Here is a 22,033-nt window from a genome sequence, read left to right as displayed (position 1 = left end):
CCCCTGTCGGACAGTCGTTTCGAGCTGCCCCGCTGCTTCGCGAACTCGGCGGTAACCACCGCCGCCACCCGGGCTGGGTGATCGACAGTGCGGTGGTTCGGGGCACGACCCTAGTAACTGAACCGTGATCCGTTCAAATCCTTGTCAGAAAAAATCCAGAAGATGACCCATGTCCCCTTGTGAAAATGACCGTTGGTGATCGCCGCCGCACGGAAAGCTGATCAAACCTCAAACAAGCGGCCGAAGGGCGGGTGAACCCGAAGCGCCACCCCGGTCGGGGGTGGCGCGGATCACAGGGCCGGAGCGCGGCCCCTCGGGCGTGTCGGGCCGTCAGACCCGGCGGATCGTGTTGATCGGCATCGCGTCGGCCTTCATCACCTTCACCACGTCACCGGTGTGCGGCGCGTGGACCACCATGCCGTTGCCGATGTACATCCCGACGTGGTGCCGGTCGCTGCCGTAGATCACCAGGTCGCCCGGCTGGGCCTGGTCCAGCGAGGGCACCCGGGTGCCGACGTTGCCCTGCTCCTGCGAGGTGCGCGGCAGCGAGACGCCGGCCTGGGCGTACGACCAGACCATCAGGCCCGAGCAGTCGAAGGTGTTCGGGCCGGTGGAGCCCCAGACGTACGGCGAGCCCTGCTTGCTCATCGCCTTGGCCACGGCCACGGCCGCGTAGCCGCTGGCCGGCGGCAGGCTGCTGAGGTCGACCCGGGCACTGCCGCGCGAGGCGCGGTCGTCCTGCTGCTGCTGGGCCCTCAGCGCGGCGCGGTCGGCGGCGCTGAGCGAGTTCAGCAGGTCCTGGGCGGCCTTCAGCTTCTGGTTGACGTCCGCCTTGGCCTGGTTGAGGTCCTTGGTGGTGGAGTCCAGCGAGGCCAGCACGGCGGCGGCCTCGGCCTTCTCCTGGTCCAGCCGGCGCTGCTGGTCGAGCAGGCCCTTGAGCGCCTCGGTCTGGCTGGTGCTGGCCTGCTGGACGCTGGAGGCCTTCTCCAGGTACCCGGACGGGTCGGAGGACAGCATCAGCTGGACGGACGGGTCGATGCCGCCGGTGCGGTACTGCTCGCCCGCCACCTCGGCCAGGCCGGTCTGCAGCTGGGTCATCTGGTCCTGGCTGCGGGCCACCTGGTCCTGCAGCTGGTCGGCCTGCTTGCGGAGCTGGTCGGCCCGCTCCTTGGCGCCGTTGTACTTCTCCGCCGCCTGCTCCTGCTCCTGCTGGAGCTGGTCGATCTGCGCCTTGACGTCGGCCTTGTTCGGCTGCGGCGCGGCGTGCGCGGCGACCTGGGCGGAGAGGGCGACCGCGGTCGCAGCGGCAGCGGTGAGCACGGAGACCCGCGCGCGGCTCGGCTGCTTGGGACGGCGGTGGGAGGCCAAGGGAGCGGCTCCTTCTTCCATGGGACTCACCCGATCGAGTGAGATTCCGGAAAATAGGTTTGACGCCAGACCCTAGTGAAGATCTATCCGTTTTGCCACTCCCCCGAAGGCGTGAACTCCGGTTCCCACGCTGACTTCACGGGATCCGCACACCCTCGCAAAACGGGCACTGACCAGGCGTCACGCCGGACCGAACGGCACCGCCCGAGGTCAGGGCCGGGCCAGCCGGTTCAGCAGCAGGACCGAAGCCACCGGGCGCGCGCCCGCCTTCCGCACGCCCTCCGCAACCTCCCGGTCGGTGGACACCACCACCACCGGACGGCCCTGCGGCTCGGCGCGCACCAGACGGCGGATCAGCTCGTCCGCCGTCTCTCCGGTCCGGCTGAACCGTACCCGAACCCCGCGCGGCGGCGCCATGATCACCGGAACGTCCAGGTCCTGCCCGTCGAACACACAGGTGACCTCCGCCTGGGTGCGCTGGGCCAGCATCGCCAGTCCGCCCAGCAGCCGGATCCGCTGCTGCTCCAGCGGCAGCGTCGGATAGCCGGTCTTGGTCACGTTGTAGCCGTCCACCACCAGGTGCACCTGCGGGATCGCCAGCAGCTGGTCCAGCAGCGCCGGATCGTCCTCGGCCAGGCCCCGCCGGGCCACGTCGTGCGGCGAGGCCGCTCCCGGCACCACCGCCTCCACCAGGTCCGCCGGGCGGATCTGGGAGACCGGCAGCGCCAGCTCCCGCTGCAGTCCCTGCGCCGACTGCAGCACGGTGTCCAGCAGCAGCCGCAGCCGCATGTCCTCGACGCTGCGCCCCTCGCGGGCCGAACGGCGGCCCTGCTCGGCGGCGTTCTCCAGCTCGGACACCCGGTGCCGCAGCCGCCGCGCCTCGCTCTCGGCCGCGCTGCGCTCGGCCGCGGCCTGCGCCTTCGCGGCCTCCAGCTCCCCGGTCACCCGCCGGGTCTCGGCCTGCGCCCGGCGGGTGTCGCTCTCCAGCGAGCGCACCTTCTTGCGCAGCGACTCGACCTCCCGCCGGACGCCCTCGAACTCCGCGCGCTGGCGGTCCAGGTCGGCCCGCGCGGCCGCCCGCACCTCGGCCAGTTCCGCCTGGAGCTTCTCCACCAGCCGGCCGGCCTCCGCCGCCGCGTCCTCGGCCCCGGCCCGCTCGACCTCCTCGCCGGCCTCGGCGACCAGCCGGCTCCAACCGGCCGACCTCACCAGGTAGGCGGCGGCGGCGACGTCCATCGGATCGGCGGCGCCGGGAACGGTGCCCGACTCCAGCGCCTTCACCAGGTCCGGCTGGCCCAGCCGCAGCCGCTCCGCTATCCGCAGCCGGAAGGCCGGCTCCGACTCCAGCGCCGCCGCCAGCGCGGTGGCCGCGTACTTGGCCCGCCGGGCGGGGGTGAACTTGACGTACTGACGCAGGCTCTGCGGCAGCTCCGCGGGCGGCAGCCCGCCGAGCGCGTCCGAGGCCAGGCCGACCACACGCCGGCGCACTCCCTCGGGCAGCGGCCGGTCCAGCTTCTCGACGGACCGCTCCGCGGCGGCACCGGACCCGGCACCGGACCCGCTGGTCTCGGCTGCGGACCCACCGGACCGGTCGGCGGACTCGCTGGTGTCAGCCGAAGCCTGCTCCGGCGAACCGGCATCCGGCAGAGGTGCCTCGGGCGGGACCGCCCCGGCGCCCCGCCCCGGTGCCGGCGCAGCGGGCTGAAGTCCCTGCGCGTCCGCGGGCTCCCTCGCTGCGTCCACCACGTCCTCGGCTCCGATCCTGGTCCAGCGGGGGCGGCCGCGGCCGCCCCGGTCGTCACGCTCCGTGCGTCTTGTTCTGTATTGTCCCGTGCGGCGGACGGGCGCGTCGCGCTCCGTCCGCCGCACCGGCGGGAATCAGCCCTGCTCGGCAACGCCCTCCGCGGCCCCGGCGCCCGGACGCGCCACCAGTTCGACCTGGTCCACCGCGTTGCACCAGCGGCAGCGCACCGACTCGACGGTCTCGCTGAGCACCTCGGTCTCCTCGACCTCGGAGTCGCCGGCCAGGTCGAAGTGCAGGAACTCCGTCACCCGCGCGGTGCGGGTCACGTCGAAGCGGGTGAGGTTGCCGCACAGGGTGCAGCGCCAGCGCGTCTCGGCGGTCAGGGCGGGGACGGTCATCGGGGGATCCTCTCGGCTGGTCCCTGGGTGGGCTAGGCGCTCCCCCCGGGGCCCGGCGTCGGCGGCGGGAGGCGGGAATGCCCGCTCCCAGCCTATTGCCTGGGGCAACCGCCAGGACCACCGGTTCTCGAACACGGGGGCTAGCCCACCTGCCGTAAACCGCCGTGTCACCGGCGCCGTCCCCAGGGATGCTTGGCCCCATGGCGCTCGCGGCCACCGACCACACCGACGCGCGGGACGGCCGCCCGACGGTGCCCGCCCCGGCGGTCACCTATGCCCTGATCGCCGTCAACACCCTGGTCTTCCTGCTCGGCCCGGCCGCCGGGCTCAACCCGCTGTACGGCCGGGACCAGGCCCGGGTCTGCGCCGAGCAGCGGTACGAGCAGCGCTGGGGCGCCGTCCCCGCCGAACTGCTCACCGGGCACCCGCTGACCGCCGAGCAGCTCGCCGAGGCCCCCGACCCCGTCCCCGGCTGCCCGGCCTCCCCCACCCCGGGCAAGCACCCCGCGGTGTCCGCCCTCACCGGCCTCTTCCTGCACGCCGGCTGGCTGCACCTGCTGGGCAACCTGCTCTTCCTCTACGTCTTCGGCCCCACCGTCGAGCGCCGGCTCGGCCGCGCCAGGTTCCTCCTCTTCTACCTGGCGGCGGGCAGCCTGGCCTCGTACGGCTTCGCGCTCGCCGAGGCGCACTCGGCGGACTCCACCCGGGTCCTGATCGGCGCCTCGGGCGCGATCTCCGCCGTGCTCGGTGCCTACCTGCGCCTCCACCCCCGCGCTCGGGTGACCACCCTGGTTCCGCTGCTCCTCTTCCTTCCGCTGCGCTTCCCGGCCTGGCTGGTGCTCGGCCTCTGGTTCGCCCTCCAGTGGTGGTCGGTGCACTCGGCCGGGCCCGGGGTGGCCTATCTGGTGCACGTGATCGGGTTCTCCGCCGGATTCCTCTACGCCTGCACGGTCGTCCGCCACCCCCCGAGACGCCCCGGCCGGGGCCCGATACGCTGGCCGCACCCCACGAAGGAGCCGGAACAGTGATCACCGCCATCGTCCTGATCAAGACCAGCGTCGACCGCATCCCGGAGATCGCCGAGGCCATCGCGGCCATCGAGGGCGTCAGCGAGGTCTACTCGGTGACGGGCGGCTACGACCTGGTGGCGATGGTCCGGGTGCGCCGCCACGACGACCTGGCCGAGGTCATCCCGGGCCGGCTCAACAAGGTCCCGGGCGTGGCCCACACCGAGACCCAGATCGCCTTCCGCACCTACTCCCAGCACGACCTGGAAGCGGCCTTCGCCCTCGGCCTGGACGAGTAGCGCCCCGCTCAGCCCTCGCGGCGGCTGCGGTCGACCTCCACGGTGGGGACGCAACGGCCGCCCTCGTTGCGGTAGTTCCAGGCGGCGCCGTCCGTGACCAGCTCGCGGACCGCGGTCAGGAAGCGCTCGACGTGCTCGTCCGGCGTCCCGGCGCCGAAGCTCACCCGGATCGCGTTCAGGCTGCGCTCACCGGGCAGCGAGGGCTCGGGCGCCCCGCACTCGGAGGGCGCCACCTCCTCGTCCCCGAGCAGGGTCCGCACCAGCGGGTGGGCGCAGAACAGCCCGTCGCGCACCCCGATGCCGTACTCGGCGGACAGCGCGGCCGAGAAGTGCGAGCTGTTCCAGCCCTGGACGACGAAGGACAGCACGCCCACCCGGGCCGAGTCCGGACCGAACAGGCTGAGCACCTTGACCTGCGGGATCTCCGCCAGCCCCGCCGTCAGCCGCTCGACCAGCAGCCGCTCCCGGGCCTCCAGCGCGTCGAAGCCGGCCTCGGTCAGCGCCCGGCAGGCCGAGGCGATCGCGTAGGCGCCGATGACGTTCGGCGAGCCGGCCTCGTGCCGGGCCGGGCCGGTGTGCCACTGGACGACCACCGAGCCGTCGGCCTCGCGCGCCACCGTCCGGGTCGCCCCGCCGCCGGCCAGGTACGGCTCGGCCGCGTCCAGCCAGTCCGAGCGGCCGGCCAGCACACCGGCGCCGAACGGCGCGTACAGCTTGTGGCCGGAGAAGGCGATCCAGTCGACACCCAGCTCACGGACCGAGACCCGGTGGTGGGGAGCCAGCTGGGCGGCGTCCAGCACCACCCGGGCACCGTGCCGGTGCGCCGTCGCGGTCAGCTCGGCGACCGGCCACAGCTCGCCGGTCACGTTGGAGGCGCCGGTGACGCACAGCAGCTTCGGCCCCTCCGGCGCGGCGGCCAGCGCGGCGTCGAGCGCGACCACCGCCTCGGCCCGGGAGCGCGGCGCCCGCAGGTAGTCGACCTCCAGCCCGGCGTGCGCCCAGGGCAGCAGCGAGGCGTGGTGCTCGGTCTCGAAGGCGAACACCCGGGTGCCGGCCGGAACGGCGGAGGCCAGCAGGTTCAGCGAGTCGGTGGTGGCCCGGGTGAAGACCACCTGGTCGCCGTCGCGCAGGTCCAGGAAGTCGGCGACGGTCCGGCGGCTCTGCTCGAAGAGGTCCGTGGAGAGCTGCGACAGGTACCCGGCGCCGCGGTGGACGCTGCCGTAGTACGGCGCGTAGGCGGCGACGTCGTCCCAGACCCGCTGGAGCGCGGGTGCGGAGGCCGCGTAGTCGAGCGCCGCGTAGCCGACCTTCTCCCCGCTGGCCAGCGGGACCTGGACGTCGTGGCCGAGGACGGCGAGCGGGGCGCAGATTTCGGTGGAGAGGGACATGGGGACGCACTCCTTCGGGGTTGGGGACCCCGGGAGTGCCAGTCGTCGGGCGTCCGCGCTTGTCGCACGGACGGTTCGCCGGCGACCCGGTCCTCACCCAGGGCACCCCGCCACGGACGGAGGGTTGCCGGACAGCAAGCTGGGGCTTGGCGCTGTCGCTCATGACCTGGCCAAGACTGTAGGTCGGGCCCGTCGGGTGGTCAAACGGGCATCCAGCATCCGGACAGCGGTGTCGCCCGCCGCCTCCGGAGCGTCCGTGCCGGGCGGCCCGGGGAACACCGGTAGGCCCGTACCGGCGAACCGGCACGGGCCCAGGAGGCGCCTCAGCTATGGCTGGTGGCGTCCGCCCAGCGCCGCAGCAGGTCCTGCGCGGCGCCGGAGTCGATCGCCTCCGCCGCCCGCGCCATGCCCGCCGCGAGCTGCTCCGCCAGCGGCGCGTCGCCCAGGTCGAGCGCCACCAGCGCCGCCGCGGTGTTCAGCAGCACGGCGTCCCGCACCGGCCCGCGCTCCCCGGCCAGCAGCCTGCGGGCCACCTCGGCGTTGTGGGCGGCGTCGGCGCCGCGCAGCGCCTCGATGCCGACCAGCTCGATGCCGACGTCCCGCGGGTCGAAGGTGGTCTCGGTGACCACCCCGTCGCGCACCAGCCACACCCGCGAGGTGGTGGTGATGGTCAGTTCGTCCAGTCCGTCGTCGCCGCGGAACACCAGAGCCGTCGCCCCGCGCCGGGCGAGCACCCCGGCGATCAGCCCGGACAGCCGGGTGTCGAAGCAGCCGATCGCGTGCGCGGTGACCTTGGCCGGGTTGGTCAGCGGCCCCAGGATGTTGAAGGCCGTCGGCACGCCGAGGTCGCGCCGGGCGGTGGCGGCGTGCCGCATCGAGGGGTGGAACTTCGCCGCGAAGCAGAAGGTGAGCCCGACCTCCTCGGCCACCTCCGCGACCCGCCGGGCGGACAGGTCCAGCGCGACGCCGAGCTTCTCCAGCACGTCGGAGGAGCCGCTGGCGGAGGAGGCCGACCGGTTGCCGTGCTTGACCACCTTGGCCCCGGCGGCCGCCGCGACGATCGCCGACATGGTGGAGATGTTGACGGTCTTCGCACGGTCGCCGCCGGTGCCGACGATGTCCACCGCGGGCCCGGGGATGTCCAGGGGCTCGGCGTGCTGGTACATCGCGTCGACCAGCCCGGCGATCTCGTCGACCGACTCGCCCTTGGCCCGCAGCGCCACCATGAACCCCGCCACCTGGACGGGGGACGCCTCGCCGCTCATGATCCGGTCCATCGCCCACGCGGTGGACGAGCGGTCGAGGTCCTCCCCGTTCAACAGCGCCGCCAGGAGGTCCGGCCAGGTGCGAACCACCTGCGCGGGGTCGCTACCGCCGTTCGCAGGGTTCACGTTCACCATGGCTGACTCCAGCTGTTGTCGGTTCCCCCGCACCGGGGGACGTCCGTACGGATGGAGCCAGCCTATCGACCGGCGGGGTGCCCACGGCGGTGTCTTCTCTACTACTGAGACGGCACCGCTCAGCGGGCGGCCGGTGCCCGCTTGGCCAGTCGCGCCCGCAGCAGGGTGGCGACCGCCGCGGCCAGGGCGACCGGGTCCACCGGGCGGGAGATCGCGGCGTCGGCCCGGCTCCAGGCGGCGAGCCAGGAGTCCTGCGGCCGGCCGATCAGCACCAGGACCGGCGGGCACCCGTAGATCTCGTCCTTGAGCTGGCGCCCGAGGCCGAGCCCGCCGGCCGGCACCGCCTCGCCGTCCAGGATGCAGAGGTCGACACCGCCCTTCTCGAGCGCCTTGAGCACCGCGGGGGTGGTCGCGCACTCCAGGTAGGACAGCTCCGGAAGATCGTCGGCGGGCCTGCGGCCGAGCGCCGTCAGCACCTCCTCGCGGGTGTTGCGGTCGTCGCTGTAGACGAGGACGGTGAGCGTCTCGTCGGTCGTGTACGCCATGGGCCCTGCTCCCTCAAGTGTGATCCGGACCACGTTCACCTGATCCGGATGCTACCCCCGTTCCCCCCGGTTCCGGGCCCCCCTCGCGCACGTTCCTGCTCAAGCCGCCGCGCCCGCGGCTCACCCGCCCGGAGGACGGCCCGTCACCCTGGCGCGGCCAGACCACCCGGACGGCCGATGCGGCCCCCGTCCCCTACAACAGGACGCTCCGCCGACCGTGCAGCGACCCGCCGCGCAGAGGGGTCGCGGGCCCGTCGAGGAACCGTCAGAAAAGGGACACGCCGCAGCTCGGCCCCCGTCCGGACTCCCGGCCGACCGCCAAGCGGGCATACCGCACGCACCGGACACTCCGAGGGACACCCCCCGGCGTGAAGACGGAATAAGGGACCGACATAATGTCCGTCGTGGCGACAGCAACAGCAGTAGAAACCGGGCACGCGCACGGATCGGTCAACCGACCGAACATGGTCAGCGTCGGAACGATCGTCTGGCTCAGTTCCGAGTTGATGTTCTTCGCGGCCCTCTTCGCGATGTACTTCACGCTCCGCTCCGTCAAGGGAGCCGAGTTCTGGACCGAGAAGGCGCACGCCCTGAACGTGGGCTTCTCCTCGGTCAACACGACCATCCTGGTGCTCTCCTCGCTCACCTGCCAGCTCGGCGTGTTCGCCGCCGAGCGCGGGGACGTGAAGAAGCTCCGCATGTGGTTCGTCATCACGTTCATGATGGGCGCGATCTTCATCGGCGGCCAGGTCTACGAGTACACCGAGCTGGTCAAGAAGGACGGCCTGTCGCTGTCCTCCGACCCGTACGGCACGGTGTTCTACCTGACCACCGGCTTCCACGGGCTGCACGTGACGGGTGGTCTGATCGCCTTCCTGCTGGTCCTGGGACGGACGTACGCAGCCAAGCGCTTCACGCACGAGCAGGCCACCGCCGCGATCGTCGTGTCGTACTACTGGCACTTCGTCGACGTCGTGTGGATCGGCCTGTTCGCGACCATCTACCTGATCAAGTAACCAGCTGATCAGGTCGCTGGCCACCGGCTGCGGCCCCCGCCCTCACCGGCGACGGGCCGCTTCTGCCGGTGCCGACGCTCCCACCGACCGACCGCGCGCGCAGCCTTGGACAGGCAGCCTCGTGCCGGCCAGACCGGCCGCCGGGTGCACCCACCAGTCGACCAGATCCTGACACCGGGGTTATTCCGTGAAAAAGCTCTCCGCACGACGGCGCCACCCATTGGCGGCGCTGGTCGTCCTACTTCTCGCCCTGGCGGCAACCGGGGGGCTGTACGCCGCGTTCGCGCCCGCCGACAAGGCGCAGGCCGACGTCGCCGCGCAGTCGCTCGCGATCGATGAGGGCAAGAAGCTCTTCGCCGTGGGCTGCTCCTCCTGCCACGGCCTGAACGGCCAGGGCGGCAGCGACGGTCCGAGCCTGGTCGGCGTGGGCTCCGCCGCCGTCGACTTCCAGGTCGGCACCGGCCGCATGCCGGCCCAGCAGCCCGGCGCCCAGGTTCCGCGCAAGAAGAACATCTACACGCAGGCGGAGATCGACCAGCTCGCCGCCTTCGTCGCCTCCCTCGGCCCCGGCCCGGTCACTCCGGACCAGAAGCAGTACACCTCGACCGACCCCGAGGACATCTCCAAGGGTGGCGAGCTGTTCCGCACCAACTGCGCCCAGTGCCACAACTTCGCCGGCCAGGGTGGTGCCCTGACCAAGGGCAAGTACGCCCCGTCGCTGGAGGGCGTGGACGCCAAGCACATCTACGAGGCCATGCAGACCGGCCCGCAGAACATGCCGTCGTTCCCGGACACCACCATGCCCGAGGAGCAGAAGAAGCAGATCGTGGCCTTCGTCCGCCACACCACCAACGATGAGCCCAACCCCGGCGGTCTCACCCTGGGCAGCCTCGGTCCGGTGACCGAGGGCCTGTTCGGCTGGATCTTCGGCCTCGGCACGCTCATCGCGGTCGCGATCTGGGTCGCCGCCCACACCACCAAGGCCAAGAAGTCATGAGCCACGACATGTCAGAAGAGAAGCTCCCGGAGCCCCACGGCTCCGCCGGCGAGGTCGCCGAGCACGGCAACCCCTTCGCCGACCCGGGCCTGCCGGCCCACGAGCCCCGTCGTACCGACATCGACGAGCGGGCCGCCAAGCGCGCGGAGCGCCAGGTCTCGCTGATGTTCGTGGTCTCGATGCTCGCCACCATCGGCTTCATCGCCTCGTACGTGGCCATCGACCCGGACAAGCTCGTCTACATCTTCCCGCTGGGCACGGTCAGCGCGCTGAACTTCGCGCTCGGCCTGACCCTGGGCGTCGCCCTCTTCATGATCGGCGCGGGCGCGGTCCACTGGGCCCGCACCCTGATGTCGGACGTCGAGATGCCGTCCGAGCGCCACCCGATCGAGGCCTCCGACGAGGTTCGCGCCGACGTCATCGAGCAGTTCAAGACCGGTGCCGCCGAGTCCGGCTTCGGTCGCCGCAAGATGATCCGCAACACCCTCATCGGTTCGATGGCGCTGGTCCCGCTCTCCGGCGTGGTCCTGCTCCGCGACCTGGGTCCCCTCCCGGAGAAGAAGCTCAAGGAGACGGGCTGGAAGGAGGCGACCCCGGCCAAGCCGCTGCCGCTCATCAACATGAACACGATGCAGCCGATGAAGCCCGAGGACATCGCCGTCGGCTCGCTGACCTTCGCCATGCCGGAGGGTCTGACCACCCACAGCGAGGACTTCCAGCAGCGGATCGCCAAGGACGCCCTGATGCTGGTGCGCATCGCGCCGGAGGACATCAAGGACGACAAGTCCCGCGACCTCGGCTTCGAGGGCATCCTCGCCTACTCGAAGATCTGCACCCACGTCGGCTGCCCGATCAGCCTCTACGAGCAGCAGACCCACCACGCGCTCTGCCCCTGCCACCAGTCGACCTTCGACCTGGCGGACGGCGCGCGCGTCATCTTCGGCCCGGCCGGCCACCCGCTGCCGCAGCTGAAGATCACCACTGACGAAAAGGGCAACCTGGTCGCCACCGGCGACTTCGAGAAGCCTGTCGGCCCGAGCTACTGGGAGCGTGCTCGATGAGTAGCGCGAGCAGCACCACGACCGGTGCCGCCAAGCCCTCCAGCACGCGCGCCAAGCCCGCCAACAAGTGGGAGGCCGCGGCTGACTGGACGGACGGCCGGCTGGGGATCTACTCCCTCGCCAAGGCCAACCTGCGCAAGATCTTCCCGGACCACTGGTCCTTCATGCTGGGCGAGATCTGCCTCTACACGTTCATCATCATCATCCTGACCGGTGTCTACCTGACGCTGTTCTTCAAGCCGTCGATGGCCGAGGTCGTCTACAACGGCTCGTACGTGCCGCTCAAGGGCATCGGGATGTCGGAGGCCTACGCCTCCACGGTGGACATCAGCTTCGAGGTGCGCGGCGGTCTGCTGATCCGCCAGATCCACCACTGGGCCGCCCTGGTCTTCGTGGCCGCGATGCTCGTCCACATGATGCGCGTGTTCTTCACCGGCGCGTTCCGCAAGCCGCGTGAGATCAACTGGGTCTTCGGCTTCCTGCTGCTGGTCCTGGGCATGTTCGACGGCTTCTTCGGCTACTCGCTGCCGGACGACCTGCTGTCGGGCACCGGCATCCGCTTCATGGAAGGCGCGATCCTCGCGGTCCCGCTGGTCGGCACCTACATCCAGATGTTCCTGTTCGGGGGCGAGTTCCCCGGCCACGACATCGTGCCGCGGTTCTTCACCATCCACGTGCTGCTGATCCCGGGCATCATGCTCGGCCTGCTGGTGGCGCACCTGATCCTGGTCTTCTACCACAAGCACACCCAGTGGGCGGGCCCGGGCAAGACCGAGAAGAACGTCGTCGGCATGCCGCTGATGCCGGTCTACATGGCCAAGGCCGGTGGCTTCTTCTTCCTGGTGTTCGGCCTCATCGCGGCCATCTCGGCGATCGCCACGATCAACCCGATCTGGGCCTACGGACCGTACCGCCCGGACCAGGTGTCGACCGACGCCCAGCCCGACTGGTACATGGGCTTCTCCGAGGGCCTGATCCGCGTCATGCCGGGCTGGGAGATCAACCTGTGGGGCCACACCCTGAACCTGGGTGTCTTCGTCCCGCTGATGATCTTCCCGCTGGTCCTGGTCGCGATCGCGGTCTACCCGTTCATCGAGGGCTGGATCACCGGCGACAAGCGCGAGCACCACATCCTGGACCGCCCGCGCAACGCCCCGGTCCGCACCGCCCTGGGTGCCGCCTGGATCAGCCTGTACCTGGTGCTGCTGGTCGGTGGTGGCAACGACCTGTTCGCCACCCACCTGCACCTGTCGATCAACTCGATCACCTACTTCGTGCGCGTCGGCTTCTTCGTCGTGCCGGTCCTCACCTTCATCGTCACCAAGCGCTGGTGCCTCGGCCTCCAGCGCCGTGACAAGGACAAGGTGCTGCACGGCCGCGAGACGGGCGTCATCAAGCGCCTGCCGCACGGTGAGTTCGTCGAGGTCCACGCCCAGCTGCCGCAGAAGGACCTGTACAAGCTCACGGCGCACGAGCAGCACCAGCCGGTCCAGCTGCCGGCCCAGACGGACGAGAACGGCGTGGCCCGCAAGGCCGGCGTCGTCACCCGGACCCGGGCCAAGCTCTCCCGCGGCTTCTACGGCGAGGGCAGCCAGATCCCCAAGCCGACCGCCGAGGAGCACCACGAGATCACCAGCGGCCACGGCCACCACTGATCCCGTACGCACCCCGCGTCACCCCGAGGGCCGCCCACCAGAGTTCATCTGGTCGGCGGCCCTCGGGCTTTCCCGTACCGCGTTCCCGTCCCGCTCTCCCCGACCGCACCGCCTCCAGGAGCCCCCGTGCAGCTGTCCGTCGACCCCGCCGCCGCCACTCCCCCGTACGAGCAGATCCGCGCCCAGATCGCCGAACGGGCCCGCTCCGGCGAGCTGCCGACCGGGCTGCGGCTGCCGACCGTCCGGGCGCTGGCCGAGGAGCTGGGGCTCGCCGCCGGGACGGTGGCGCGGGCCTACCGGGAGCTGGAGGCGGACGGCGTGGTGGAGACCCACGGCCGGCGCGGGACCCTGATCGCCGCCACCGGGGACGCCGCCCACCGGCTGGCCGCGGAGGCCGCCGGTGAGTACGCCGAGCGGGCGAGCCGGCTGGGCCTGTCCCGTGAGGACGCCCTGGCGGCGGTGGTCACCGCGCTGGGGCTGGCCTACCCCGGGGCCTGAGCCGGGGGCCTCCTGCGGGGAGCGTCCGGCGGCCTAGACCTCCGGGCGCACCATGCCCGAGGCCGGGGCCTGGGCGGCCGGCGGGGTGGTGCTGACGGCCTGTCCGAGGGCGCTGTGCTTGACCCAGTCCGTCCAGGTCACGTTCCAGTCGCCGAAGCCGTTGCCGAAGGGCTCCATGGTGGAGCCGAGGCTGTTCACCACCGTCACCAGGTCCCCGACCCGGGTGTTGTCGTAGAACCACTTGGCGTTGTCGGTGCTCATGCCGGTGCAGCCGTGGCTGACGTTCTCCACGCCCTGCGAGCCGACCGACCAGGGTGCCGCGTGCACGTACTCGCCGCTCCAGGTCACCCGGGTGGCCCACTTGACGTCGAGGTCGTAGGACTCCGAGCTGCCGGCGGCTATGCCGATCGTCTCGCCGCTCATCCGGACGGAACGCTCCTGGCCGAGCACCACCTTGATGCCGTTGCGGGTGTCGAAGCCGGGCTTGCCGGTGGTGACCGGGATGCTCCGGACGACCTGGCCGTCACGCTTGAGGGTGAGTTCGTGGGCGGCCGCGTCGACCACCGACTCGACCCGCTCGCCGATCCGCAGCCGCAGGGAGCTGCGGTCGCCGCCGTAGAGCCCGTCCGAGATCCGGGTGCCGGTGCCGTCGAAGGCCAGGGTGACGGCCGTCCCGGCGGGCCAGTAGTCCTCCGGCCGGAAGTGCAGGTTCTTGTCGTCCACCCAGTACCAGGCGCCGGTGACGGCGGGCTGGGAGGTCACCGTCAGGGCCCGCTCGACCTCCTGGCGGGCCTGCGGGTCCTTCACCGCCTCGGAGAGCTGGACGGTGAGCGGCTGGCCGACGCCGTAGACGCCGCTGCCGGAGGAGTCCGGGCCCAGCTTGGCGGTGAGCAGGCGCTGGGCGGCCAGCGTGCTGAAGTTGACGGTGCCGTCGCCGCGGCCGTTCCTGCCGTCGTCGGCGGAGACCCGCACGGCGTACGTGGTGCCGGCCTTCAACCGGCCGGTGGTCTGCCAGCTGCGCTGGTCGTCGGCGAGCTTGCCGGCCACCACCCGCCCGTCCGGGCCGACCACCGTCACGTCGGTGAGCCGGCTGCCGTCGACCGCCGTCACCGTGACCGGCTTCGAGGGGTCGGCCTTGTCCTCGGCGGAGAGGCGGACGAGCCGGGCCGCGTCGATCCGGTGGGGCCGGGACTCCTCGTCGCCGGAGGAGCAGGCGGCCAGCGGGGCCAGCACTGCGAGGGTCAGCGAGATGCCGCCGATTCCTGCGATTCCGCGCCTGTCGGCCATGGCCGCCTCCCAGGTATTCGCACGATTGATCAGATCGTAGGAACACCCTGGTTCGAGCGACATCCGAGCGATCCACCGTTGGCCCGCGCGAGTGAGGTCGTCACTCCCCGGACGCAGCAGGGCCGGTCCCCCCTTGCGGGGAACCGGCCCTGTCGGCGGAAGCGGAACCTACTGGTTCTGGTTCTCGCCGCGGTAGAACTCGAAAACCCATCCGAAGATGCCGATCATGATGATCGGGGCGGCCCAGAACATCAGCCACCAGCCGAAGATCACGCCCAGGAAGGCGAGCGCGCCACCGAGCGCCAGCGAGAGCGGCTGCCAGCTGTGCGGGGCGAAGAAGCCCAGCTCGCCGGAGTCGTCCGCGACCTCGGCCTCGGGGTTGTCACCCGCGCCGCTGTCCACCCGGCGGGCGGTGAAGGCGAGGTAGTACCCGATGAAGGCGCAGAGGGCGAAGGCCAGGAACAGCGCCGTGGTGCCGGCGGCCTCCAGGCCGGGGCCCGAGTTGTTGGTCCACAGCCCGTAGGTGATGGCCATGGCCAGCACGAAGACGGCCAGACCGAGGAAGATCTTTCCCTGTTCCTTCATCAGGCGTCGCCCTCCTTCTCGCCCTTGCCCAGCTTGGGGGCGTCGTACTTCGCCGGGGTCACACCGGCGAAGTGCTTGGCCGCCTCACCGTGGTTCTCGAGGTAGTCCAGCGCGGCGATCTCCGGGTGGTGGAGGTCGAAGGCCGGGGATTCGGAGCGGATCCGGGGCAGGGTGAGGAAGTTGTGCCGCGGCGGCGGGCAGGAGGTCGCCCACTCCAGCGAGCGGCCGAAGCCCCACGGGTCGTCCACGGTGACCTTCTCGCCGTACTTGGCGGTCTTCCAGACGTTGTAGAGGAACGGCAGGATCGACAGGCCGAGCACGAAGGAGCCGATGGTCGAGACGGTGTTCAGGGTGGTGAAGCCGTCCGAGGCCAGGTAGTCGGCGTAGCGGCGGGGCATGCCCTCCGCGCCGAGCCAGTGCTGCACCAGGAAGGTGGTGTGGAAGCCGACGAACAGCGTCCAGAAGGTGATCTTTCCGAGGCGCTCGTCCAGCATCTTGCCGGTCATCTTCGGCCACCAGAAGTGGAAGCCGGCGAACATCGCGAAGACGACGGTGCCGAAGACCACGTAGTGGAAGTGGGCGACGACGAAGTACGAGTCCGAGACGTGGAAGTCGATCGGCGGCGAGGCCAGCAGGACACCGGTCAGACCACCGAAGAGGAAGGTGACCAGGAAGCCGACCGTCCACAGCATCGGCGTCTCGAAGCTCAGCGAGCCCTTCCACATGGTGCCGACCCAGTTGAAGAACTTCACACCGGTCGGGACCGCGATCAGGAAGGTCATGAACGAGAAGAACGGCAGCAGCACTTGCCCGGTGACGTACATGTGGTGCGCCCACACCGTCACGGACAGACCGGCGATCGCGATGGTGGCCGCGATCAGGCCGGAGTAGCCGAACATCGGCTTGCGGCTGAAGACCGGGACGATCTCGGACACGATGCCGAAGAACGGCAGCGCGATGATGTACACCTCGGGGTGGCCGAAGAACCAGAACAGGTGCTGCCACAGCAACGCCCCGCCGTTGGCCGGGTCGAAGACGTGGGCCCCGAACTTGCGGTCGGCCTCCAGGGCGAACAGCGCGGCGGCCAGGACCGGGAAGGCCAGCAGGACCAGCACCGAGGTCAGCAGGACGTTCCAGACGAAGATCGACATCCGGAACATCGTCATGCCCGGAGCGCGCATGCAGATGATCGTGGTGATGAAGTTGACCGCACCGAGGATCGTGCCGAAGCCGGAGAAGGCCAGACCCATGATCCACATGTCGCCGCCGACGCCGGGCGAGTGCACCGCGTCCGACAGCGGGGAGTAGGCGAACCAGCCGAAGTCGGCGGCGCCGTTCGGGGTCAGGAAGCCGCAGACCGCGATGGTCGAACCGAAGAGGTACAGCCAGTACGCGAACATGTTCAGACGCGGGAACGCCACGTCCGGGGAGCCGATCTGCAGCGGCATGATCCAGTTCGCGAAGCCCGCGAACAGCGGCGTCGCGAACATCAGCAGCATGATCGTGCCGTGCATCGTGAACGCCTGGTTGAACTGCTCGTTCGACAGGATCTGGGTCCCGGGACGAGCCAGCTCGGCACGCATGACCAGGGCGAGGATGCCGCCGATCAGGAAGAAGGCGAACGACGTGCCCAGGTACAGGGTGCCGATCGTCTTGTGGTCAGTGGTGGTCAACCACTTGATGATGGTCGAACCCGGCTTGCGGGTCCGCTGCGCCCCGACCGTGACGGCCTCGGCGCCCCCGCCGGCCGCGGCGGGCTCGTTGAGGATGGTCACTTCGCTTCACTTCCCATGGTGATGAGGCCGGACGGCACCGCGCCGTTCTGGCCCTTGGCACGCAGGTCGGCCAGGTGCTTGTCGTAGTCGGCGCGATCGACGACCTTGACGTTGAACAGCATGCGCGAGTGGTCCTCGCCGCAGAGTTCGGCGCACTTGCCCCTGTACTCGCCCTTGACGGTGGGGGTGACCTCGAACTTGTTCACCACGCCCGGCACGACGTCCATCTTCATCATGAAGTTGACGGGCCAGAAGTCGTGGATGACGTCACGAGAGGTGAGCCGGAACTGCACCGTCTCGTTGACCGGCAGCCAGAGCGTCGGAGCGTCCTTGGGCGTACCGACGTCGTACGCGGCGTCCTTGTTGGCCGGGTCGGGCGTCTCGGTGTTCTCGTAGTTGAACGCCCAGCTCCACTGGAAGCCCACCACGTTGACGTAGTGCTGCGGCTTCGCGGAGACCTGCGTCAGCTTCGCCTCGTCGCGGGCGACGAAGTAGAAGAGGACCGAGACGATGATGATGGGGACCGCGGTGTAGAGCGCCTCGATGGGCACGTTGTACCGGGTCTGCGGAGGGATCTCCACACCGGTGCGCTTGCGCCGGTGGAAGATCACGCTCCAGATGATCAGACCCCACATCAGTACGCCGACCACCAGCGCCGCGATCCAGGAGCCCTGCCACATCTGGAGGACCATGGGCCCTTCCTTGGTGACGGGGCTCGGGAGGCCAAGCCTGGGGAGGTCGTTGGCCGAGCAGCCGGTGGCGGTCGCGATGACGAGGCCCAGTGCCAGCGCCTGAGGCAGCTTCCGCCGCATCGTGCGCCGCGGCGAGCGGTCGGAGCCGTTGGGACTCACGTAGCGCCTTCCCGAAGTCTCGCCCGCCTTCGCGTCGCACCGAAGGAGGTCAGTGAGCCTCCCCGGCGACCCGTCCACGGGCACGGTTTGAATGCTTATGCGGGCCAAACCCTACTCCAGCCTTATGCGCTCCTGACGGGCAGCCCCCGGTAACGCGCCGCCCGGTCGCCCGATCAGGCCCGGCGGTGGCTGCGCCGCAGGTCATCGTAGGCATTCGAGGTCGTTACGCCCGATCGGGGGATGACTTCGGACAACGCGGCTGACGGCCCGTCGGTCGCGGACGAAGCGGACATTCGGGGTGATCGACTGACGGCCGGTGAGCGGTACGGCGGCCGCGGACGGGCCCGCGGGTGTGGCGTTAAATGAGACCGTGTACTTCGACGTGGCTTCGACGGCCCCCCTGCACCCCGTCGCGCGGCAGGCCCTGACCGCCGCCCTGGACGAGGGCTGGGCCGATCCGGCCCGGCTGTACCGCTCCGGCCGGCAGGCCCGGATGCTGCTGGACGCCGCCCGCGAGACGGTGGCCGCCGTCCTGGGCGCCCGGACCGACGAGATCGCCTTCACCGCCAGCGGGACCCAGGCCGTGCAGCTCGGGATGCTGGGCGCGCTGACCGGGAACCGGCGGCGCGGCGGGCACCTGGTGCACTCCGCGGTGGAGCACTCCAGCGTGCTGCACGTCGCCGAGCGCCGGGAGACCGAGGGCGGCGAGGTCTCGGTGGCCCCGGTGGACCGCACCGGGCGGGTCGACCCGGCGGCCTTCGGCGCCCTGCTGCGCCCGGACACCGCGCTGGCCGTGCTGCAGAGCGCCAACCACGAGGTCGGGACCGTCCAACCGGTCGGCGAGGTCGCCGCGCTGTGCGCCGACGCCGGGGTGCCGCTGCTGGTGGACGCGGCGCAGAGCGTCGGCCGGATGGACGTCCCCGCGGGCTGGTCGCTGCTCACCGCGAGCGCCCACAAGTGGGGCGGCCCGTCCGGCGTCGGGGTCCTCGCCGTCCGCAAGGGGGTCCGGTACTCCTCGCCGCTGCCGGCCGACGAGCGCGAGGGCGGCCGGGTGCCCGGCTACGTCAACGTCCCGGCGATCGTGGCCGCCGCCGCCTCGCTGCGCGCCGTCCGGGCCGAGGCGGACGGCGAGAACGCCCGGCTGCACGCCCTGGTGGAGCGGATCCGGGCCCGGGTGCCGCAGCTGGTGCCCGAGGTCGAGGTGGTCGGCGACCCGGTGCGGCGGCTGCCGCACATCGTCACCTTCTCCTGCCTCTACGTGGACGGCGAAGTGCTGCTCACCGAGCTGGACCGGGCCGGCTTCGCGGTCTCCTCGGGCTCCTCCTGCACCTCCTCCACGCTGACGCCGAGCCATGTGCTCGCCGCGATGGGGGTGCTCACCGAGGGCAACGTCCGGGTGTCCCTGCCGTACGGGACGGCCGAGGCGGACGTGGAGCGCTTCCTCGCCGTGCTGCCGGACCTGGTGGCGGGGGTCCGGGCGCCGCTCGGGCTGGACCTGCCGGCGCCGCACCGGGAGCCGCGGCCGGAACCGGCGGCGCAGACCCTCGTCCTCGACGCCCTGGGACAGCGGTGCCCGCTGCCGGTCATCGAGCTGGCGAAGCGCATCGGGGAGGTGCCCGTGGGCGGGACGGTCGCCGTCCTGGCGGACGACGAGGCGGCCCGGCTGGACATCCCCGCCTGGTGCGGGATGCGCGGGCAGGAGTACGCGGGCGAGGCCCCGGCCGCCGAGTACGGCGGCGACCGGGGCTCGGCCTACCTGGTGGTGCGCCGCTCCTGACCGGGCGGACTACTTGACCAGGTGGGCGCGGATGTCCGCGGCGGCCGCGGCGCCGTAGTTCTCCTCGAAGCGCCGGGTGAAGGCGGCCGGGCGCAGCTCGTACTCCTGGGTGCCGACGGTCTCGATCACCAGGGTGGCGAGCATGCAGCCGAGCTGGGCGGAGCGCTCGAGGTCGAGCTGCCAGGACAGGCCGGTGAGGAAACCGGCCCGGAAGGCGTCGCCGACGCCGGTCGGGTCGACCTTGGCCTCCTCGCGCGCACAGCCGACGGTGATCGGGGCCTCGCCCTTGCGGTCGATCCGGACGCCCTTGCTGCCCAGGGTGGTGATCCGGGTGCCGACCCGGGTGAGCAGTTCGTCGGCGCCCCAGCCGGTCTTGTTCTCGATCAGCGCGGCCTCGTACTCGTTGGTGAACAGGTACGCGGCGCCGTCCACCAGCTCGCGGATGTCGTCGCCCTCCAGGCGGGCCAGCTGCTGGGAGGGGTCGGCGGCGAAGGCGTAGCCGCGGGTACGGCACTCCTGGGTGTGGCGGACCATGCCCTGCGGGTCGTCGGCGCCGACCAGGACGAGGTCCAGGCCGCCCACGCGGTCGGCGATCGGCTTGAGCTCGATGTTGCGGGCCTCGGCCATGGCGCCGGTGTAGAACGAGGCGATCTGGTTGTGGTCCTCGTCCGTGGTGCACATGAAGCGGGCGGTGTGCCGGGTCTCGGAGATGTGGACCGAGTCGCAGTCCACGTTGTTGCGCTCCAGCCAGCTGCGGTACTCGGCGAAGTCCGCACCGGCGGCGCCGACCAGGATGGGCCGGAGCCCGAGCACGCCCATGCCGAACGCGATGTTCGGCGCGACACCGCCGCGGCGGATGTCCAGGGCGTCGACCAGGAACGACAGCGACACGGTGTGGAGCTGCTCGGCGACGAGCTGGTCGGCGAACCGGCCGGGGAACGTCATCAGGTGGTCGGTGGCGATCGAGCCGGCGACGGCGATACGCACGGGGTCTCCTCAGGGTGGCAGCAAGGCCAGCGGGCGGGGGCGAACGAACCCACCTACGGTACCGGGCCGGGACCGTGCGCCAGCAAGAGTGGCGCTCGAGCTGTCGCCCTCCTGCCAGCGTGGCACCCGTTGCGCTCGAAGGTGTACTACCTCCGGGTAGCACTGGTGGGTGTGCGGAGACCGGGCCTAGGGTCGGCCTCAGGGGCCCGGCCGGACCGGGCGGACCCCCGTCGTCGACCGCGGCAGTGCCGCCGCGGCTGTGGATCGGAGCGATGCCCGATGATGTCCGAGCACTACCCGCCGTCCGCTCTCGGAACCGAGGCCGACGCCGAGACCCTCGACGCGCTGGTGACCTCCTCCCGGCGGCTGCGCCGGTTCTGGCCGCTGCTCGCGGCGGGCCCGGAGCCGGCCGCTCCGGCGCCCGCCGGCGTCCGGGTCCCGTCCGGGGCGCAGCGGCTGGTCGCCGCGATGGCCGAGTACGGCATGTGATCCGACCCGGGCGCAAGCGGAACCGGATCCGACCGGGGCACGTCACATCCGCGCGGAGCGGCCGAGGGGCGGCGCCGCTGAGTCCTCGGGAGGATGTGCAGATGGATCTGGAGACGATGCCCCGGCGTGGTCGACGGACGGCGGCCCTGGCGGCCGTGGTGCTGGCGGCGGTGGTGACGGTGGCCGGGTGCGACGGGGGCGGCAAGGGTTCGGCGGACTCGGCACGCCCGTCCGCCCCCGCGAGCCCGACCGCCTCGGACTCCGTGAGCGGCTCCCCCGGAGCCCCGTCGGCCTCCGGCACGCCGTCCGGGACGGCACCGGGCACGTCCGGCGGGCCGGCGCAGCCGCCGACCGGAGCGCCCACCCCGGCCTCGCCCCCCGGGCAGCCGTCGGGGGCGGCCACTCCCCCGGCCAACGGGATCGCCCCGGGTGAGCCGAACCCGGCCGGCACCGGGGCCGGTACGGCGGTGCGGCCGCCGGTCGCCTACCGGGCGGACGGCAACAAGCTGACCGTCTACTTCTTCGGCGGGGTCTGCACCACGTACGCGTTGAAGGCGGACGAGTCGCAGGCGGGCACGGTAGCCGTCGAGGTCGTGCCGGGCCCGCCGACCGTCCAGCCGGGCCACGTCTGCACCGCGCTGGCCAAGCGGCAGGCGGTCTCCGCCGACCTGCGCTCGCCGCTGACCGGGCGGACGGTGGTGGACCGGACGAGCGGCCAGGAGGTGCCGCTGGAGGGCGACCCCCACATCGGCCCCGACCCGGTGGCGCCGGACGGCCCGGCCAAGTAGCGCTGAAGCACCGAGGCGGGCCCCCGGGGGCCCGGGGGCGCCCCGCGGGGTGAACGCCGCCACCCCGGAAATGGTAAGGCGCACCGGGATGGTGGGCCCCCCGGGCCCGGGCCCGGGG

21 protein-coding genes and 1 riboswitch are annotated in these 22,033 nt (G+C 71.6%); of the genes, 10 read left to right on the top strand and 11 right to left on the bottom strand.

Going from position 1 to position 22,033, the window contains the following annotated elements:
* Window positions 1–330 precede the first annotated feature (330 nt).
* The 3 genes from ACGF07_RS08975 to ACGF07_RS08965 all read right to left on the bottom strand — a co-directional run bounded on the left by ACGF07_RS08975 (window position 331) and on the right by ACGF07_RS08965 (window position 3,510).
* On the bottom strand, window positions 331–1,368 hold the full coding sequence (locus ACGF07_RS08975) for an NlpC/P60 family protein (RefSeq protein ID WP_350744074.1): 1,038 nt from the start codon (window positions 1,366–1,368) through the stop codon (window positions 331–333).
* A 210-nt stretch (window positions 1,369–1,578) separates the two neighbouring features.
* Window positions 1,579–2,880, bottom strand: coding sequence for an NYN domain-containing protein (locus ACGF07_RS08970; RefSeq protein WP_350744091.1), 1,302 nt, complete (start codon window positions 2,878–2,880; stop codon window positions 1,579–1,581).
* Between the two features lie 366 nt (window positions 2,881–3,246).
* Window positions 3,247–3,510 carry a hypothetical protein gene (locus ACGF07_RS08965; protein WP_350744509.1) on the bottom strand — a complete coding sequence of 88 codons (264 nt, stop codon included), beginning with the start codon at window positions 3,508–3,510 and terminating at the stop codon, window positions 3,247–3,249.
* A gap of 200 nt (window positions 3,511–3,710) precedes the next feature.
* Here ACGF07_RS08965 and ACGF07_RS08960 point away from each other — a divergent pair, with 200 nt between their 5' ends.
* The gene (locus ACGF07_RS08960; protein ID WP_350744507.1) at window positions 3,711–4,538 is read left to right on the top strand and encodes a rhomboid family intramembrane serine protease; all 828 of its coding nucleotides are present in this window, start codon (window positions 3,711–3,713) and stop codon (window positions 4,536–4,538) included.
* Complete coding sequence (locus tag ACGF07_RS08955) at window positions 4,535–4,816, top strand: Lrp/AsnC ligand binding domain-containing protein (RefSeq protein ID WP_030240061.1); 282 nt, start codon at window positions 4,535–4,537, stop codon at window positions 4,814–4,816. Before ACGF07_RS08960 ends, ACGF07_RS08955 begins: the two co-directional genes overlap by 4 nt.
* An 8-nt stretch (window positions 4,817–4,824) precedes the next feature.
* Here ACGF07_RS08955 and ACGF07_RS08950 read toward each other — a convergent pair whose 3' ends face one another.
* The 3 genes from ACGF07_RS08950 to ACGF07_RS08940 all read right to left on the bottom strand — a co-directional run bounded on the left by ACGF07_RS08950 (window position 4,825) and on the right by ACGF07_RS08940 (window position 8,149).
* Window positions 4,825–6,204 (bottom strand): aminotransferase class V-fold PLP-dependent enzyme, encoded by a 1,380-nt coding sequence (locus ACGF07_RS08950; RefSeq protein ID WP_392896774.1) that lies wholly within the window; start codon window positions 6,202–6,204, stop codon window positions 4,825–4,827.
* A gap of 50 nt (window positions 6,205–6,254) precedes the next feature.
* Window positions 6,255–6,371, bottom strand: a riboswitch (SAM riboswitch).
* A 156-nt stretch (window positions 6,372–6,527) separates the two neighbouring features.
* Window positions 6,528–7,604, bottom strand: coding sequence for an anthranilate phosphoribosyltransferase (gene trpD, locus ACGF07_RS08945; RefSeq protein WP_392896772.1), 1,077 nt, complete (start codon window positions 7,602–7,604; stop codon window positions 6,528–6,530).
* 119 nt (window positions 7,605–7,723) lie between these two features.
* Window positions 7,724–8,149, bottom strand: coding sequence for a hypothetical protein (locus tag ACGF07_RS08940; protein WP_392896771.1), 426 nt, complete (start codon window positions 8,147–8,149; stop codon window positions 7,724–7,726).
* Window positions 8,150–8,544: 395 nt separating this feature from the next.
* Between ACGF07_RS08940 and ACGF07_RS08935 the strand changes: the two genes are divergently transcribed.
* From ACGF07_RS08935 to ACGF07_RS08915, 5 genes are all read left to right on the top strand, one after another.
* Complete coding sequence (locus ACGF07_RS08935) at window positions 8,545–9,165, top strand: heme-copper oxidase subunit III (protein ID WP_350744499.1); 621 nt, start codon at window positions 8,545–8,547, stop codon at window positions 9,163–9,165.
* A gap of 187 nt (window positions 9,166–9,352) precedes the next feature.
* On the top strand, window positions 9,353–10,162 hold the full coding sequence (locus ACGF07_RS08930; protein WP_350744497.1) for a c-type cytochrome: 810 nt from the start codon (window positions 9,353–9,355) through the stop codon (window positions 10,160–10,162).
* Window positions 10,163–10,170: 8 nt separating this feature from the next.
* Window positions 10,171–11,223, top strand: a complete 1,053-nt coding sequence (locus ACGF07_RS08925) for a Rieske 2Fe-2S domain-containing protein (RefSeq protein ID WP_350744495.1) — start codon at window positions 10,171–10,173, stop codon at window positions 11,221–11,223.
* Window positions 11,220–12,878, top strand: coding sequence for a ubiquinol-cytochrome c reductase cytochrome b subunit (locus ACGF07_RS08920; RefSeq protein ID WP_350744493.1), 1,659 nt, complete (start codon window positions 11,220–11,222; stop codon window positions 12,876–12,878). The genes ACGF07_RS08925 and ACGF07_RS08920 overlap by 4 nt, the downstream gene beginning before the upstream one ends.
* 126 nt (window positions 12,879–13,004) lie before the next feature.
* Window positions 13,005–13,376: a GntR family transcriptional regulator gene (locus tag ACGF07_RS08915; RefSeq protein WP_350744491.1), complete on the top strand. Its 372-nt coding sequence runs from the start codon at window positions 13,005–13,007 to the stop codon at window positions 13,374–13,376.
* Between the two features lie 33 nt (window positions 13,377–13,409).
* On the opposite strand, the gene ACGF07_RS08910 is transcribed toward ACGF07_RS08915, so the two are convergent.
* The 4 genes from ACGF07_RS08910 to coxB form a co-directional block, all read right to left on the bottom strand.
* Window positions 13,410–14,663, bottom strand: coding sequence for an Ig-like domain-containing protein (locus ACGF07_RS08910; RefSeq protein WP_350744489.1), 1,254 nt, complete (start codon window positions 14,661–14,663; stop codon window positions 13,410–13,412).
* A gap of 168 nt (window positions 14,664–14,831) precedes the next feature.
* On the bottom strand, window positions 14,832–15,248 hold the full coding sequence (locus ACGF07_RS08905; RefSeq protein ID WP_350744487.1) for a cytochrome c oxidase subunit 4: 417 nt from the start codon (window positions 15,246–15,248) through the stop codon (window positions 14,832–14,834).
* Window positions 15,248–17,023, bottom strand: a complete 1,776-nt coding sequence (gene ctaD, locus ACGF07_RS08900; RefSeq protein WP_350744485.1) for a cytochrome c oxidase subunit I — start codon at window positions 17,021–17,023, stop codon at window positions 15,248–15,250. The genes ACGF07_RS08905 and ctaD overlap by 1 nt, the downstream gene beginning before the upstream one ends.
* Window positions 17,020–17,874, bottom strand: a complete 855-nt coding sequence (gene coxB / locus ACGF07_RS08895) for a cytochrome c oxidase subunit II (RefSeq protein WP_350744483.1) — start codon at window positions 17,872–17,874, stop codon at window positions 17,020–17,022. Before coxB ends, ctaD begins: the two co-directional genes overlap by 4 nt.
* Before the next feature lie 370 nt (window positions 17,875–18,244).
* On the opposite strand from coxB, the gene ACGF07_RS08890 reads away from it, so the two are divergent.
* Window positions 18,245–19,651: a cysteine desulfurase/sulfurtransferase TusA family protein gene (locus ACGF07_RS08890; RefSeq protein WP_392896766.1), complete on the top strand. Its 1,407-nt coding sequence runs from the start codon at window positions 18,245–18,247 to the stop codon at window positions 19,649–19,651.
* Between the two features lie 9 nt (window positions 19,652–19,660).
* Here the strand turns inward: ACGF07_RS08890 and ACGF07_RS08885 are convergent, their stop codons facing one another.
* On the bottom strand, window positions 19,661–20,638 hold the full coding sequence (locus tag ACGF07_RS08885; protein WP_392896764.1) for a carbohydrate kinase family protein: 978 nt from the start codon (window positions 20,636–20,638) through the stop codon (window positions 19,661–19,663).
* Between the two features lie 282 nt (window positions 20,639–20,920).
* Between ACGF07_RS08885 and ACGF07_RS08880 the strand changes: the two genes are divergently transcribed.
* Window positions 20,921–21,127 (top strand): hypothetical protein, encoded by a 207-nt coding sequence (locus ACGF07_RS08880; protein ID WP_392896762.1) that lies wholly within the window; start codon window positions 20,921–20,923, stop codon window positions 21,125–21,127.
* A 101-nt stretch (window positions 21,128–21,228) separates the two neighbouring features.
* Window positions 21,229–21,915: a hypothetical protein gene (locus ACGF07_RS08875; RefSeq protein ID WP_392896760.1), complete on the top strand. Its 687-nt coding sequence runs from the start codon at window positions 21,229–21,231 to the stop codon at window positions 21,913–21,915.
* Window positions 21,916–22,033 lie beyond the last annotated feature (118 nt).

The sequence above is a fragment of the Kitasatospora sp. NPDC048194 genome (assembly GCF_043202455.1).
Taxonomy (GTDB): domain Bacteria; phylum Actinomycetota; class Actinomycetes; order Streptomycetales; family Streptomycetaceae; genus Kitasatospora.
The sequence above is the reverse complement of the archived record's forward strand: the minus strand, read 5'-3'. Positions and strand labels throughout refer to the sequence as shown.

What these genes read in the sequence shown, in the direction of transcription:
- ACGF07_RS08910 (WP_350744489.1), bottom strand. Translation starts at nt 14,663, where the DNA reads ATGGCCGACAGGCGCGGAATCGCAGGAATCGGCGGCATCTCGCTGACC.
- ACGF07_RS08875 (WP_392896760.1), top strand. Translation starts at nt 21,229, where the DNA reads ATGGATCTGGAGACGATGCCCCGGCGTGGTCGACGGACGGCGGCCCTG.
- ACGF07_RS08925 (WP_350744495.1), top strand. Translation starts at nt 10,171, where the DNA reads ATGTCAGAAGAGAAGCTCCCGGAGCCCCACGGCTCCGCCGGCGAGGTC.
- ACGF07_RS08920 (WP_350744493.1), top strand. Translation starts at nt 11,220, where the DNA reads ATGAGTAGCGCGAGCAGCACCACGACCGGTGCCGCCAAGCCCTCCAGC.
- ACGF07_RS08940 (WP_392896771.1), bottom strand. Translation starts at nt 8,149, where the DNA reads ATGGCGTACACGACCGACGAGACGCTCACCGTCCTCGTCTACAGCGAC.
- ACGF07_RS08965 (WP_350744509.1), bottom strand. Translation starts at nt 3,510, where the DNA reads ATGACCGTCCCCGCCCTGACCGCCGAGACGCGCTGGCGCTGCACCCTG.
- ACGF07_RS08935 (WP_350744499.1), top strand. Translation starts at nt 8,545, where the DNA reads ATGTCCGTCGTGGCGACAGCAACAGCAGTAGAAACCGGGCACGCGCAC.
- ACGF07_RS08880 (WP_392896762.1), top strand. Translation starts at nt 20,921, where the DNA reads ATGTCCGAGCACTACCCGCCGTCCGCTCTCGGAACCGAGGCCGACGCC.
- ACGF07_RS08905 (WP_350744487.1), bottom strand. Translation starts at nt 15,248, where the DNA reads ATGAAGGAACAGGGAAAGATCTTCCTCGGTCTGGCCGTCTTCGTGCTG.
- ACGF07_RS08960 (WP_350744507.1), top strand. Translation starts at nt 3,711, where the DNA reads ATGGCGCTCGCGGCCACCGACCACACCGACGCGCGGGACGGCCGCCCG.
- ACGF07_RS08950 (WP_392896774.1), bottom strand. Translation starts at nt 6,204, where the DNA reads ATGTCCCTCTCCACCGAAATCTGCGCCCCGCTCGCCGTCCTCGGCCAC.
- trpD (WP_392896772.1), bottom strand. Translation starts at nt 7,604, where the DNA reads ATGGTGAACGTGAACCCTGCGAACGGCGGTAGCGACCCCGCGCAGGTG.